The organism is Arthrobacter sp. 10T413_2, from assembly GCF_056394205.1.
This window is the reverse complement of sequence record NZ_JBFTHK010000112.1, coordinates 1-13,809: the sequence shown is the minus strand read 5'-3', so window position 1 is coordinate 13,809 and position 13,809 is coordinate 1. Positions and strand designations below refer to the sequence as shown.

Below are 13,809 nucleotides of genomic sequence, written 5' to 3'. Positions count from 1 at the left end.
GGGGATGTCCGTGGTGTGCGGGCCGTGCCAGGAACCCCAGCAGACATGCAACCGGATCTTGTCCTGCGGGAGGTCGCGCAGTGCCCAGTTCGTGGCTTCGACCCGGAGCTGAATGAACTTCAGGTAGTCCTCGAGGCTCGGCTCGGGGTTGATCTGGTCCCAGCTCTCGGCCAGGGACGGGTCATCGAGCTGGACCGTCAGGCCGGCGTCGATGATGGCTTTGTATTCCTCGCGCATCGCGTCGGCGCACGCGTAGAGGAGTTCCTCGTCGCTCTTGTAGTACTCGTTGGCCACGCGGGCGCACGAACCGGGGGAAAGCGACGCGACGAATCCCTCGGTGAGGCCGGCCGCCGCCAGGCCTGTCTTGAGGTTGGCGACGTCCGAGGCCACAAGTGCGTGGCCGGTGTACGTCAGCGGCCCCGCGATCTTGGGCTGGGTCACGGCACGGCGGTGCGCCAGGATCCCCGAGGAGGGGTCGTTATAGGCGTCATTGAATTTCTGCCGGTCCCGGCGGTCGGGGAACGAGGTCAGGACGATGTTGCCCGGCGAGGAACGGTGCACCTTGGCGTCGGCCCAGCGGTCCACGTCGGTCGGTTCCAGGCCGCCGAGCCGGGAGAAGGAATAGTTCCACCAGGCGCCGTAGTCCACGGAGCTGGACATCGTGTGCCCGTACTCGCCGTCGTTGGCGATGTCGATKCCGAGATCCTTCTGGAGCTGGACGACGTCAACCACCGAGGTTTGCAGCAGGTCCAGGAACTCGGGCGTGATGCCGTCGGCCTCTTTGGCCTCGTTCGCGGCGATCAGCTCGGGCGTGCGGGGCAATGAGCCGGCGTGGGTGACGCGGATGTGGTCGATGTTCCGGGAAGTTTTGTTCTGGGGATCGGTCTTTTCGGACATGGCGCGGTTTCCTTTCCATCGGTCCTGGCGGTAGCACCGGTGCCGGTCACGGCGGCCGCGGTTGGGCAGGCTGTGTCCGGGAGGGTTGCTGCGGCGTCAATGGTCCAGGTCCCTCGGCCGCTCGGGATGGTCACTCTCACTTAATTCCACCCCGGCCCGTCCCGCAAGTCGCGCCCACTATGTGTCGGGCATGGCCTGGTGGATGATGCAGTTGGCGTTCACCGCAGCCTGGCCGCCGGTCCGCGCGAGGACCCAAAGCGATGCGGGTCACCGTTTTCGGCTAAACTTGGGTGGTAAGAGCCCCGGAACTCTGGCGTTGGGTAAGAGCACAGCGGTAGATTCGGGGCATTCTCATGAACGGCGCTGAGCTGCGGTGGCCACCTGGTCAATTGCACGCAGTTCGGCCCGAACGAATGGGGGAGGATCCCATGMCAGCAATCGTGATCGTCGGAGCCCAGTGGGGCGACGAAGGCAAAGGAAAGGCCACCGACCTGCTCGGCGGCCGGGTTGACTACGTCGTCAAGCCCAATGGCGGCAACAACGCCGGGCACACCGTCGTCGTAGGCGGTGAGAAGTATGAGCTCAAGCTCCTTCCTGCCGGCATCCTGAGCCCGAACGCGGTTCCGATCATCGGCAACGGCTGCGTGGTGAACCTGGAAGCCTTGTTCCAGGAAATCGACGGCCTCGAGGCCCGCGGCGCGGACACGTCCCGGCTGCGCGTCTCCGCCAATGCCCACCTTGTGGCGCCGTACCACCAGGTCCTGGACAAGGTCACCGAACGTTTCCTCGGCAGCCGCGCCATCGGCACCACCGGCCGCGGCATCGGCCCGGCGTACATGGACAAGGTGGCCCGACTCGGCATCCGCGTCCAGGACGTCTTCGACGCCTCGATCCTGCGCCAGAAGGTCGAAGGATCGCTGCGCCAGAAGAACGAGCTCCTGGTCAAGGTCTACAACCGCCGCGACATCGAGGTGGACGAGATCGTGGAGTACTTCCTGTCCTTCGCCGACCGCCTCCGCCCGCTGGTCATTGACAGCACTTTCGTCCTGAACACCGCCCTGGATGAGGGCAAGGTGGTCCTCATGGAGGGCGGCCAGGCCACCTTCCTCGACGTCGACCACGGCACCTACCCGTTCGTCACGTCCTCCAACCCGACCGCCGGCGGCGCCTCGGTGGGCTCCGGCATCGGTCCCACCCGCATCTCGMGCTCCATCGGCATCATCAAGGCGTACACCACGCGCGTGGGCGCCGGGCCGTTCCCCACGGAACTGTTCGACGAGATGGGCTTGTACCTGCAGAAGACCGGCGGTGAGTTCGGCGTCAACACCGGCCGCCCCCGCCGCTGCGGCTGGTACGACGCAGTCCTGGCCCGCCACGCCTCCCGCGTCAACGGCTTCACTGACTACTTCGTCACGAAGCTGGACGTGCTCACGGGTATCGAGCAGATCCCGGTCTGCGTGGCCTACGACGTCGACGGCGTGCGGCACGACGAAATGCCCATGACCCAGACCGAGTTCCACCACGCCAAGCCGATCTTCGAGTACTTCGAAGGCTGGACCGAGGACATCACCGGCGCCCGCACCCTCGAAGACCTGCCGGAAAACGCCCGGAACTACGTCCTGGCGCTGGAGAAGCTCTCCGGCACCCGGTTCTCCGCGATCGGCGTCGGACCGGACCGCGACCAGACGATCGTCGTCAACGACCTGATCAACGACTAACGCTTTAGAAGCTGACGCCMGACGGCGGCGGGTCACCCTGGCAGGGCGGCCCGCCGCCGTCGCCGTTAAGGTCCTTGTTAGGGCCGTGCTGAGGCTCGCGCTGAGTTTCGCGGCTAAGACGGGCTTACCGCGCGGGGCCTACTGCGAGGACGTGAAGCGCAGCGAGAGCCAGTTCTCCCGGCATGCCCTGGCGGTGGCTTCGGCGTCGCGGAGGCCGGCGAGCCGGATGATTTCGGTGTGCTGGGCCACGGATCCCCGGGCGGCAAAGGAGCCGAAGCGCATCCGCTCCACCCGGCGCAGGACCGGGGTGGTTTGTTCCAGGAGGTCCCGGAGCACCGGGTTGCCGCTGACGCCGACAAAGACCGCGTGGAAATCGTCATCGGCCTGCAGCGCCGACTCGACATCGGCGTTTTGCAGGGCCTGTTCGAAGCGCGAGTTGGCTTCGGCCATGGCGGAAATGTGGTCCTCCGCCAGGAGCGGGACGGCCAGGCGTGCGGCCAGCTCGTGCAGCCCGGCCACCACCTGCTGCGTGCTCTCGGTCGATGCCTGGTCGTAGGGGGCCACGATGGTCGCCTTGCCCGGCAGGGCGATGACCAGGCCGGCGTGTTCCAGCCGCAGCAGCRCCTCCCGGATGGGGGTCCGGCTGACGCCCAGCCATGCTTCCAGTTCCGTGTCCTTCAGCCGTTCGCCGGGCTCGAAAGTGCCGTCGACGATCGCGTTCCGGATCGAGTCGAAGACGTTGTCCCGGAGCAGCGGCCGCTTGTGTACTCCGGAGAGCGAGGGGACGGGCATGCAACATATCGTATATCCCTCTTGTCCTCCCGGAGCCGGTACCGGACAATGCAATATATTGCATGTTGGATGTTCGAGATGCCGTTWCCCACCGCGAGCGAAGGACCGTCGATGGCCATCACCGATTTTGAGCGCTACCCCCTGATGTTTGGACCGAGTCCCATCCACCCGCTGCCGCGCCTCAGCGCCCACCTGGGCGGTGCCCGGATCTGGGCGAAACGGGAGGACGTCAACAGCGGCCTCGCGTTTGGCGGCAACAAGACCCGCAAGCTGGAGTACTTGGTGCCGGAGGCCCTGGCGCAGGGCGCGGACACCTTGGTGTCGATTGGCGGCTACCAGTCCAACCACACCCGCCAGGTCGCGGCGGTGGCCGCGAAACTCGGCCTCAAGGCCCGKCTGGTCCAGGAAAACTGGGTCGACTGGCCGGATCCGTTGTCCGACCGTGTGGGCAACATCCTGCTGTCGCGCATCATGGGGGCCGATGTCCGGCTGGACAGTGCGGGCTTTGACATCGGCATCCGCAGCAGCTGGGAAAACGCCATCGAAGAGGTCAAAGCCGCAGGCGGCAAGCCGTACCCCATCCCGGCCGGCGGGTCCGACCACAGGCTGGGCGGACTGGGCTTCGCCAACTGGGCTTACGAGGTGGAACAGCAAGAGCACGAGCTCGGCGTCTTCTTCGACACCATCGTCGTCTGCACGGTCACGGGCTCCACCCACGCCGGCATGATCGCGGGCTTCGCCGGCCAGGACAAACYGCGCCGGGTGATCGGCATCGATGCCTCGGCGACCCTGCAGAAGACCCGCGACCAGGTGGAACGCATCGCCCGGAACACCGCCGAGCTGATCGGGCTGGGCCGGGACCTCCGCGACGACGAAATCACCGTCATGGACGGCTGGGCCGGGGATCTCTATGGCATTCCCGTCGACTCCACCCTGGAGGCCATCCGCCTTGGCGCCTCGCTCGAGGCCATGATCACCGACCCCGTGTACGAGGGCAAGTCCCTTGCCGGGCTAATCGACCTCGTGAAAAGCCGCGAGATTCCGGCCGGAAGCAATGTCCTTTACGCCCACCTGGGCGGGCAGATCGCCCTCAACGCCTACAGCGGGCTCTTCCGGTCCTGATTGCTGTTGCGCTATCACTTTGGGTCGTTCTGAGCTCTGAGAACGACCCTAAGTGATAGCGCAACGGTTGGGAGGGCAACGGTTCCGCCGGTGGCGGGTCCCCTTGAAACCGCCGCCTGGCGGGGAGCCGCCGTCGTCGTCAATCCGCCGCTAAAATCCCCCGCTGTGCCCGGCCCGAAAAAAGAAATAGAGAATTTCCGATTGGTGCGTAACCTTTCGGGTCACYCCGACGATTACTCCTTTGTAAGCGCCTCCGGAGCTCGGACCCMCCCATCGGGTATCCGGTCGGCCTTCCACCGTAAGCGCCGGCCGGCGCCTTCCCCCCATTTGGTCTCCGGTCGGCCCTTTACCGTAAGCGCTTGCCGGCGCCTGCCCCCATCGGGCGCCGGCCAGCCTTCCACGGCGAGAGCGGGCTGTCGACGGCCCACGAGGCCTCAGCCCGCCTTCCACCCAAAACAAAGGATGTATGTCTGTTATGAAGAGTGTTAGCAAGACCACCAAGATTGCTGTCGGCGCCGCCATCCTCGCAGTCGGAGGATTCTCCGGCATCGGACTCGCCAACGCGGCCCAGATGTCCAGCACCCAGCAGTCTGAAGTGACCCACGCTACGCCCGCCACCCCGGCGACCCCTGCGGCCCCGGCTACCCCGACCCTCCCGGCAAAGCCTGCCGTCCCGGCCACCCCCGCAGTTCCCGCGGCACCGTCGGCCGATGGCTCGGCCAAAGACCACACCGCCGCCGACGCCGACGTCAAGGGCACCGAGGGTGCAGGCGAAGGCTCCGTCGACGCTGACCAGGACGGCGCCACCGTCAAGGGCGACGCCAGCGTGAAGGGTGGTGCCGAGGCACGCGCTAACGCCAACGTCAAGGCCGCGGTCCCCGCTGTTCCTGCTGTCCCCGGAGCCAACGGCGTTCCGGCCACCCCGGCCGTTCCCGCCACTCCGTCCGTCGAACTGCCCCAGCACGACAAGTAATCTCCGGCTCTTGAGCCTGGACCCGGTTGGGGTCCGCAAGCAGGAACCCCTCGCTTTGAGGGGCCCGGGGGTGCGGCCGCTAGACTTTTGGGGGCCGCACCCCAGCAGTAACGGAAGGACAGCCTCTTGGCACAGCAGCTAAGCGACGACGACTTGTCAGCCGCTTTAGCTGGCGACCCATCAGGCTTCAGCGCGGTTTACGTGGCAATTTCCCCCGCCGTGCTGGGATATTTCCGGGCCAGGGGAGTGGACGACGCCGAGGCCCTGACCCAAGATGTGTTCGTGGACGTCCTGCCAAAACTGGCTGGCGTGACGGKCGGCCACACGGGTCTGCGGACGTTTATTTTCTCCGTCGCCCACGCCCGGCTGGTGGACTACCGGCGGCGCGAGCAACGCACGCCGCATCTGGCCGAATACGACCCCCTGAACGACGCGCGGTCCTCGGCATCCGCCGAAGACGAGGCGCTCGGCTCACTGGGCGGTATCTCTGACACTCTCGCGAGGCTCAACGAGGAGCAGCGGGAAGTTCTGGTCCTGCGCATCGTCGCGGACCTTTCCATCGAACAGGTGGCCGGCATCATGGACAAGACACCGGGTGCCATCAAACAGCTTCAGCGGCGCGGGCTCAGTGCCCTGCGCGAACTCGTAACCGAAAAGGACCACGCAGCATCATGACGGGCACCCGCGACCCCCAGCAGGATGGCAGCATCCACGCGATGCTAAGCGACTCCGGCCTCGAAACCGCGGCCGAACTCCGGAGCGCGCTCGAACAGCTCCATGCCCTGGTCCCGGAGGCGGCGCCCGCACCCCGCGCCGACCTCGCGGCACTGCTCACGTCCGGAACAGCCGGGGTCGTCGGAGCAGCCGGTCCGGCCGCAAGCGCGACGACAGCGTTGCCCACCCGCGCGATGCCCACCCGCGCGATGCCCGCCGCAGCATCGTCAGGCGCAGCAGCAGCAGCGCCGTCCACCGGCGACGCCGCGGGATCGTTGCCCTCGGGCGCAGCAGCCGGGCCCGACGCCGTCGTCGTCGATCTTGCTGAACGACGCAAGGCGCGGAACCGCCGCCTCGCAATCGTGGGCGGCGCCGTGATCGGTGCCATGAGCCTGGGCGCGGGGGCCGTGGCGGCCTCCGGCGAGGATTTCCGGCACAGCGTCAGCCAGACCGTCGGTGTCATCTTTCAGCCCTCGGGGCACGCGACTCAGGCCCCGGAACATGTCCAGCCGTCGCCGGCTTCCGTCCCGGCCTTCCCCGCGCCTGCCGGCACTGCCCCTGCCGGCGCTCCGGGCACTGCACTGCCGTCCGGCGGCGCACCCGCCGGCGCGGCAGCGGACGCCGGCAAGGAGGCGGCCGAACAGGCCGGACACACGCCTCCCGCCTCGCCCCCCGCCGTCGGCCGGGACGGCATCCTGCCGGCTCCGGGCCACGGGCCGCAAGCGCCGGGCCTACCCACGATGCCCGGCAATCCCGGTGGTTCCGGCGGCGAGGACCTGCCCCGCGTCCCCGGCCACATCACGCCAACCCTGCCCGCGATTGTTCCGACGAAGGCCCCCGACCACTCCTAGACCGTTAAAGCAGTTGCGCTATCACTTCGGGTCGTTCTCAGCGCTGAGAACGACCACAAGTGATAGCGCAACGGTGGGGTGGCGGCGGGATGKAGGCTAGGCCAGGATCTGCCGCTTGGAGGAAATGACGCCGGTGTCGAAGCCGGCCAGGTGCAGGCCGCCATGGAAACGGGCATGCTCAATTTTCACGCAGCGGTCCATCACGACGTCGAGCCCGGCGGCCTCGGCCTCCTTCGCTACGTCCTCGTGCCACGAACCCAACTGCAACCACAGTGTCTTGGCGCCGGCCGCGATGGCCTCGTCCAGGACACCCGGCAGGTCATCGTGCTTGCGKAACACATCCACGATGTCCGGGCTCTCCGGAAGGTCCGCGAGCGAGGGGTAGGTMGGCTCGCCCAGGATTTCCTTCACGACGGGGTTCACGAAATASACCTTGTACCGCGTGGAGGACTGCAKGTAGGTCGCCACAAAATAGCTCGCCCGGGACGGCTTGTCCGAGGCCCCCACAATTGCGATGGATTTCRCCTGYCGCAGCAGGTTCAGCCGTTCCGGCGCCGAGGGCCCGGTCCAGGTTCTGGTTTCTTCCGTGCTCATGCGCTTGCTCCGATCGTGCAGCTGTCCGCCGGCAGGATGTCCGGGGCGGATTCTTCGGACTGTTCCGATGCCGCCGTCAGCGCCTGGTCGAGGTCCCACAKGATGTCCTCGAGATCTTCCAGGCCCACCGAAATGCGGACCAGGTCCTCGGGGACGCCGGCAGCTTCCAGCTGTTCCGGGCTCAACTGCTGGTGCGTGGTGGACCCCGGATGGATGACGAGGGTCCGGGAGTCGCCCACGTTGGCCAGGTGTGAGGCCAGCTGCAGGGCCTCGATGAACTTCTGGCCCGCCGCGCGTCCGCCCTTCACCCCGAAGGAGAACACTGAGCCGGGACCCAGCGGCAGGTACTTCCTGGCCCGCTCGAAGTGCGGGTGCGAGGGCAGGCCGGAGAAGTTCACGTAGGCCACGCGCTCGTCCGCTTCAAGCCATTCGGCCACGGCCTGGGCGTTGCTGAGGTGCTCGTCGAGGCGCTGGGGGAGCGTCTCCACGCCTTGCAGGAGCTGGAAGGCCGACTGCGGGGACAGTGCCGGGCCGATGTCGCGCAGCTGCTCGCAGCGCAGCTTGGTGAGGAAACCGTACTCGCCGAAGTTGCCCCACCACGAGACGTTGCCGTAGGAGGCCACGGGCTCGGTCATCGTGGGGAACTTGCCGTTGCCCCAGTTGAAGCGGCCGCTTTCCACAATGACGCCGCCCAGGGTGGTGCCGTGGCCGCCGAGGAACTTCGTGGCGGAGTGGATCACGATGTCCGCCCCGTGCTCGATCGGCCGCACGAGATACGGCGTGCTCAAGGTGGCGTCGACGACGAGCGGGATGCCGGCGTCGTGCGCCACCTTCGCCAGGGCCGCAAGGTCCTGGACTTCCGAGGACGGGTTGGCCACCACCTCGACGAAGATCGCCTTGGTGTTCTCCCGGACTGCCGCGGCGTAGTCCGCCGGGTCCGTGCCKGGAACGAAGGTGGTGTCCACGCCGAAGCGGCGCAGGGTGACGTCCAGCTGGGTCACCGTGCCGCCGTAGAGCTGGGAGGCGGCCACGATATGGTCCCCGGCCTGGGTCAGCGCGGCGAAGGTGATGAACTCTGCGGCCATGCCCGAGGACGTGGCCACGGCGCCGATCCCGCCTTCCAGGGATGCGATGCGTTCCTCGAAGGCGGCCACGGTGGGGTTGCCGATCCGGGAGTAGATGTTGCCGTACTTTTGCAGGGCGAAGAGGTTCGCGGCGTCCTGGGTGTCCTTGAAGACGAAGGACGTGGTCTGGTAGATCGGCACGGCGCGGGCGCCGTGCTCGGCGTCGGGAGTTCCGCCGGCGTGCAGGGCGCGGGTTCGGAAGCCGAAGCTGCGCTCCGCCACTACGCGGCCACCTCAACCTGTGCCACGGGCGTGCCGGACAGGTCCAGTTCGGTGCCGTGCTTGCGGGCGAGGTCGGCCTCGAGTTCGCGGACGATCGGCAGGATGTCCTGACCGAACGCGGCCACCTCTTCCTGGAAGTGCAGGTAGCCGGTGAGGAACAGGTTCACGCCGATCTTCTTGTACTCGACGATCCGCTCGGCGATCTGCTCCGGGGTGCMGATCAGCTGGGTCTTGAAGCCGTCGTTGTACTGGACCAAGTCCTCGAAGCTCGAGTCGGCCCACATGCCCTTGCCATCCTTGGTGGACGGTCCGGCTTCCTGGACGGCGTCGCGGAAGCCCTGGACGGCGGGCTTGTGCGCCTTTTCGACGATCTCGCGGAGCGTGTCCCGGGCCTCCTTCTCGGAGTCGCGGGCGATGACGAAGCCGTTGAGGCCAAACTTCGGAGAAGGCAGCTGGCCCCCGGTGCCGCTGCGGGTCTCGCTGGACGCGGCGACCACTCCGGCGATGTTCTCCTTGAACCCCTCAAGGTCCTTGCCGTTGGAGAAGTACCAGTCCGCCACACGGCCGGCGGTGGCCTGCGCGGCAGTCGAGTTGCCGCCGAAGAAGATCTCGGGGTGGGCCCGTCCCGGCACATCCACCGGGGCCGGCTGCAGGGTGAAATCGGTGATGTTGTAGTACTTGCCGGACCGGCTGAAGTTCTTTTCGGTCAGCAGGCCGCGCACCACGCGGATGAATTCCTCGGTGCGGACGTAGCGCTCGTCGTGTTCGAGCCATTCGAGGCCGAAGTTCTCAAATTCCGCCTTGAGCCAGCCGGAGACGATGTTGACGGCGGCCCGGCCGTTGGAGATATGGTCCGCGGTGATGAGGTACTTGGCCAGCACGCCGGGGTGCCACATGCCGGGGTGGACGGCGGCGATCACCTTGAGCCGCTCCGTCGCGGCCAGCAGCGCCAGGCTGAACGAGGTGGCCTCGTGCTGCTTGTCCGCACCGTAGGAGGCAGCGTAGCGGGTCTGGGTCAGGGCGTATTCGAAGCCGGAGTTCTCGGCGATCCGGGCCAGCTTCTTGTTGTACTCGAAGTMCCAGCCGGTGCGCTGTTCGATCGTGGAGACCACGAGGCCGCCGGAAACGTTCGGGACCCAGTAGGCGAACTTCAGGGGTTCGGAAAGACGGGCGACGCTGCTGATGTCAGTCATGGGGATTCCTTTACTTCTGGGTGGGGATGGCGGCGGCGGGGACGGCCGCGGCGCGTTCGCGCAGCACGTCCTGGATGCCGGCGACGGCCGGCTCGTTCTGGAGGGAGGTGGTGTCGCCCAGCGTGGTTCCTTCGAACAGCTGGGTCAGCAGCCGGCGCATGATCTTGCCGCTGCGGGTCTTCGGCACATCGGGGACGACGACGACGTCGCGCGGCTTGGCGATCGGGCCGATCGCCTTCGCGACGTGCGCTTTCAGGGCGCCGTGGATGTCGGCGGTGGCCGCCGAATCCTTCAGCACCACGAACGCCACGATGGCATGCCCGGTCTTCGGGTCCGCGACGGGGCATACCCCGGCCTCCACCACATCCGGGTGGGCGACGAGGGCCGATTCGATTTCGATAGTGGAGAGCAGGTGGCCGGAGACGTTGAGCGTGTCATCCACCCGCCCGAGGATCCAGGTGTCGCCGTCGTCGTCATATTTGGCGCCGTCACCGGCGAGGAACCAGCCCTGCGCCGCGTACTGGCGCCAATACGAATCGAAGTAGCGGCGCGGGTTGCCCCAGACCGTCCGCGCGATGGCGGGGCCGGGCGCGTCCACCACGATGAAGCCCTGGACGCCGGGCGGCACGGTGGTGCCGGCGTCGTCCACGATCCGGGTGCTGACGCCCGGCAGCGGCCGGGCCGCGCAGCCGGGCTTGAACTCGGTGTCGGTCGGGGCGGGGGAGAGGATGGTGGCGCCGGTTTCGGACTGCCACCAGGTGTCCACCACCGGGGCTGTGCCGGCGCCGAGGTTGGCCCGCAGCCAGCGCCAGGCCTCGGGGTTGACGGCCTCGCCGACGGTGCCGAGGAGCCGGATGGAGGAGAGGTCGTAGGTGTCCGGTACGCCGTCGGGGAACCAGCCCATCAGGGAGCGGACCAGGGTGGGCGCGGTGTAGTACTGCGTGACGCCGTAGCGTTCGATGATCTCGAAGTGCCGGCCCGGGTGCGGGGTGTTGGGGGTGCCMTCGAAAATCACCTGGGTGGCCCCGTTGGAGAGCGGGCCGTAGAGCTCGTAGGTGTGCGCGGTGACCCAGGCGAGGTCGGCTGTGCACCAGTGGACGTCCTGGTCCCGCAGCGCGGGGTCCGGGTTGCTGAAGAGGTGCTCGAAACTCCAGGAGGCCTGCGTGAGGTAGCCGCCGGAGGTGTGGACCAGGCCCTTGGGCTTACCGGTGGTGCCGGAGGTGTACATGATGAACAGCGGCGTCTCGGCGTCGAACGCCTCGGCTTCGTGGATCTCGGAGGCGGTCCCGACGGCGTCGTGCCACCAGAGGTCGCGCCCTGCGGTCATCGGGACGGTGTCCAGCAGTTCCGGCGCCGTGGTCCGGTTGACCACCAGGACGTGCTCGATCGCGTTCTTACCGGCGACGGCGGCATCCGCATTTTCCTTGACCGKCACGGGCACGCCGCGGCGGAACTGGCCGTCCGTGGTGACCAGCAGCTTKGCGCCGGTGTCCTCGACCCGGAAGCGGAGCGCCTCGGCGGAGAAACCGCCGAAAACGAGGGAATGGATGKCGCCGATCCGCGCCGCGGCGAGGGTGATGACCACGGTCTCCGGGATGACCGGAAGGTAGATCACTACGCGGTCGCCCTTGGTGATGCCGAGATCCAGCAGGGCATTGGCGGCCTTGGAGACCTCGCGCTGGAGCTCCGCGTAGGTGATGGTGCGGCGGTCGCCCGGTTCGCCCTCGAAGTGGAAGGCCACCTTGTTCCCGCGTCCCGCGGCCACGTGACGGTCCACGCAGTTGTGGGCGACGTTGAGTTTGCCGCCGTCGAACCAGCTGATCTGCGGGCCGAGACCGGCTTCGACGTCGGCAGGAATCAGACGGTGGGCTGTGTGCCAGGGCTTGCCGCCGGAGGCATCGCCGCCGGCGGCGTCTCCGGCAGGGCCGGCGGCGAAGTCGCCGGAAAGGTCCGCCCAGTCGAGCCGGAGGGCGGCTTCCTCCCAGAAGGCGATCCGCTCCGCCTCGGACATGAGGGCGGGCGTCGTGGTCTCGGGCGTGGACACGGAATTAACAGTCATAGGTGAGCTCCATCGGTCCTGGCGGTAGCACCCTGCTGATGGCCAGGGTTGCTGCGGCTGCATCGATCCAGGTCTCTTGGCCGCTCGGGATGGTTGTACTTCACACTAAAGGGATGCGCGTCCCGATCGTGAAATTGCCGTCTTGTGCCACGTAATATTCGGCTCTGCAGAATGTTGTGCCCTTGCGGCGGTCATTTCTTCGACGCCGGCGCCGCGGCTGCCAGCAGTCCGGCGCGCCCGCGGGTACTGCGCGTAGGCTGTGCTCATGCCCCATGTCAACGATCCTGCAGTCCTCGAACGGCTGATGCGCACCAAGGGGCGGTGGGCCATCGTCGGCCTCTCCACCAACGAATGGCGCGCCGCCTACGACACCTCTTTGTTCATCCGTGACCGGCTGGGCATGGAGATCATTCCGGTGAACCTGCCGGGAGATCCCGTGCACGGCGAAACGGGCTATGCCAGGCTCGCCGACATCCCGGACAGCAAACTGCCCATCGACGTCGTGGACTGTTTCGTGAATTCGCAGAAGGTGGGCGCCGTCGTGGACCAGGCAATCGCCGTCGGCGCCAAGGCCGTCTGGTTGCAACTGGGCGTCATTGACGAGGCGGCCGCCGAGCGCGCCAAGGCCGCCGGCCTCGACGTGATCATGAATGCGTGTCCGGCGCAGGACGCCGTGCGCTTCGGCTTGTAGCCCCCGCAACGGAACCTGAAACAGTAGGCTCGAAGCATGGATGCAGTTGCACTTCGGGTCCTTTGCCTCGGGTTCCCCGGGGCCTTCGAGGACTTTCCGTTCGGTCCCGAGACCTCCGTCTTCAAGGTCCGCGCCGCCGTCTCCGGCGAGCTCCGGGCCAAGATGTTCGCGCTGTCAGCGATGGACGAGGCCGACTTTTCCGTCAGCCTGAAATGCGAGCCGKTGCTCGCCCAGCAACTGCGTGCCGCCCACCCGGAAATCACCGGCGCCTGGCACCTGAACAAGACGCACTGKAACGGCGTCCGGCTGGACGGCTCGCTGCCCGATTCCATGATCCGCGACATGGTGGAGGACTCCTACGACCTCGTGGTCGCTACGCTCAGCCGGCGCCAGCAGGAGCAGCTCGGCTGGGCCCGGCTCGCGCAGGGAGGGCAGGCGTGAACACACGGATCGCCGGCGGTGCGCTGAACTATGCGGGCATCGGCGCCACGGAACATGGCCCGCCGCCCGAGGGCGTCGAATGCCTTGTCACGCAGGCCCCCGTGGGGGAGGGAATGGCGGCCTACCGGCGTGCGGTCCAGGGCATGCTGACGTGGCAACTCCAGAAGCGGTCAGGGCTGCGGGTCCGGGCGGAGTCCGGCGTCGTGGTCCCMGGAACCCGCGTGGTGAGCGGTTTCGGCGTCGGGCCCTTCCGCATCAACGCCCCCTGCGAAGTGGTCTGGGTGCGGCAGCCGGTGGCGGGCGACGGCCCGCAGTCCGCCGGATTCGGCTACGGCACACTGCCGGGACATCCGGTCCGTGGCGAAGAGGCGTTCGAGATCTCGATCGATGCGCAGGGGATGGTGACCATCGCGATCAC

14 protein-coding genes are annotated in these 13,809 nt (G+C 67.4%); 8 read left to right on the top strand and 6 right to left on the bottom strand.

What is annotated here, in order from left to right; translation table 11 throughout:
- On the bottom strand, positions 1-897 hold an 897-nt coding region (locus AC1DBQ_RS16155; RefSeq protein ID WP_476929472.1), incomplete at its 3' end, for a uroporphyrinogen decarboxylase/cobalamine-independent methonine synthase family protein.
- Positions 898-1,325: 428 nt separating this feature from the next.
- On the opposite strand from AC1DBQ_RS16155, the gene AC1DBQ_RS16150 reads away from it, so the two are divergent.
- On the top strand, positions 1,326-2,615 hold the full coding sequence (locus AC1DBQ_RS16150; RefSeq protein WP_476929471.1) for an adenylosuccinate synthase: 1,290 nt from the start codon (positions 1,326-1,328) through the stop codon (positions 2,613-2,615).
- A 138-nt stretch (positions 2,616-2,753) separates the two neighbouring features.
- Here AC1DBQ_RS16150 and AC1DBQ_RS16145 read toward each other — a convergent pair whose 3' ends face one another.
- On the bottom strand, positions 2,754-3,407 hold the full coding sequence (locus AC1DBQ_RS16145; RefSeq protein WP_476929470.1) for a GntR family transcriptional regulator: 654 nt from the start codon (positions 3,405-3,407) through the stop codon (positions 2,754-2,756).
- 111 nt (positions 3,408-3,518) lie between these two features.
- On the opposite strand from AC1DBQ_RS16145, the gene AC1DBQ_RS16140 reads away from it, so the two are divergent.
- From AC1DBQ_RS16140 to AC1DBQ_RS16125, 4 genes are all read left to right on the top strand, one after another.
- On the top strand, positions 3,519-4,529 hold the full coding sequence (locus AC1DBQ_RS16140; protein ID WP_476929469.1) for a 1-aminocyclopropane-1-carboxylate deaminase: 1,011 nt from the start codon (positions 3,519-3,521) through the stop codon (positions 4,527-4,529).
- Between the two features lie 475 nt (positions 4,530-5,004).
- Positions 5,005-5,502: a hypothetical protein gene (locus AC1DBQ_RS16135; protein WP_476929468.1), complete on the top strand. Its 498-nt coding sequence runs from the start codon at positions 5,005-5,007 to the stop codon at positions 5,500-5,502.
- A 126-nt stretch (positions 5,503-5,628) separates the two neighbouring features.
- The gene (locus tag AC1DBQ_RS16130) at positions 5,629-6,177 is read left to right on the top strand and encodes an RNA polymerase sigma factor (protein WP_476929467.1); all 549 of its coding nucleotides are present in this window, start codon (positions 5,629-5,631) and stop codon (positions 6,175-6,177) included.
- Positions 6,174-7,067 (top strand): serine/threonine-protein kinase, encoded by an 894-nt coding sequence (locus AC1DBQ_RS16125; RefSeq protein ID WP_476929466.1) that lies wholly within the window; start codon positions 6,174-6,176, stop codon positions 7,065-7,067. Before AC1DBQ_RS16130 ends, AC1DBQ_RS16125 begins: the two co-directional genes overlap by 4 nt.
- A gap of 96 nt (positions 7,068-7,163) precedes the next feature.
- Here the strand turns inward: AC1DBQ_RS16125 and AC1DBQ_RS16120 are convergent, their stop codons facing one another.
- Genes AC1DBQ_RS16120 through acs form a run of 4 tightly spaced genes read right to left on the bottom strand, consistent with a single transcriptional unit; the run spans position 7,164 to position 12,259 of the window.
- A complete protein-coding gene (locus AC1DBQ_RS16120) occupies positions 7,164-7,661 on the bottom strand; it encodes a CoA-binding protein (protein WP_476929465.1) in 498 nt (165 codons plus the stop codon).
- Positions 7,658-9,007, bottom strand: a complete 1,350-nt coding sequence (locus AC1DBQ_RS16115; protein WP_476929464.1) for an O-acetylhomoserine aminocarboxypropyltransferase/cysteine synthase family protein — start codon at positions 9,005-9,007, stop codon at positions 7,658-7,660. The genes AC1DBQ_RS16120 and AC1DBQ_RS16115 overlap by 4 nt, the downstream gene beginning before the upstream one ends.
- Positions 9,007-10,200 carry a dimethylsulfone monooxygenase SfnG gene (gene sfnG, locus AC1DBQ_RS16110; protein ID WP_476929463.1) on the bottom strand — a complete coding sequence of 398 codons (1,194 nt, stop codon included), beginning with the start codon at positions 10,198-10,200 and terminating at the stop codon, positions 9,007-9,009. The genes AC1DBQ_RS16115 and sfnG overlap by 1 nt, the downstream gene beginning before the upstream one ends.
- A gap of 10 nt (positions 10,201-10,210) precedes the next feature.
- A complete protein-coding gene (gene acs / locus AC1DBQ_RS16105; protein ID WP_476929462.1) occupies positions 10,211-12,259 on the bottom strand; it encodes an acetate--CoA ligase in 2,049 nt (682 codons plus the stop codon).
- Positions 12,260-12,524: 265 nt separating this feature from the next.
- Between acs and AC1DBQ_RS16100 the strand changes: the two genes are divergently transcribed.
- The 3 genes from AC1DBQ_RS16100 to AC1DBQ_RS16090 form a co-directional block, all read left to right on the top strand.
- Positions 12,525-12,950 (top strand): CoA-binding protein, encoded by a 426-nt coding sequence (locus AC1DBQ_RS16100; RefSeq protein ID WP_476929461.1) that lies wholly within the window; start codon positions 12,525-12,527, stop codon positions 12,948-12,950.
- Positions 12,951-12,986: 36 nt separating this feature from the next.
- Positions 12,987-13,391, top strand: a complete 405-nt coding sequence (locus AC1DBQ_RS16095) for an MmcQ/YjbR family DNA-binding protein (protein ID WP_476929460.1) — start codon at positions 12,987-12,989, stop codon at positions 13,389-13,391.
- Positions 13,388-13,809: DUF1990 family protein (locus AC1DBQ_RS16090; RefSeq protein WP_476929459.1), on the top strand; the 422-nt coding region annotated here is incomplete at its 3' end. The genes AC1DBQ_RS16095 and AC1DBQ_RS16090, both read left to right, overlap by 4 nt.

Coding starts and splice junctions, on each gene's coding strand:
- AC1DBQ_RS16125 (WP_476929466.1), top strand. CDS start 6,174: ATGACGGGCACCCGCGACCCCCAGCAGGATGGCAGCATCCACGCGATG.
- AC1DBQ_RS16135 (WP_476929468.1), top strand. CDS start 5,005: ATGAAGAGTGTTAGCAAGACCACCAAGATTGCTGTCGGCGCCGCCATC.
- AC1DBQ_RS16100 (WP_476929461.1), top strand. CDS start 12,525: ATGCCCCATGTCAACGATCCTGCAGTCCTCGAACGGCTGATGCGCACC.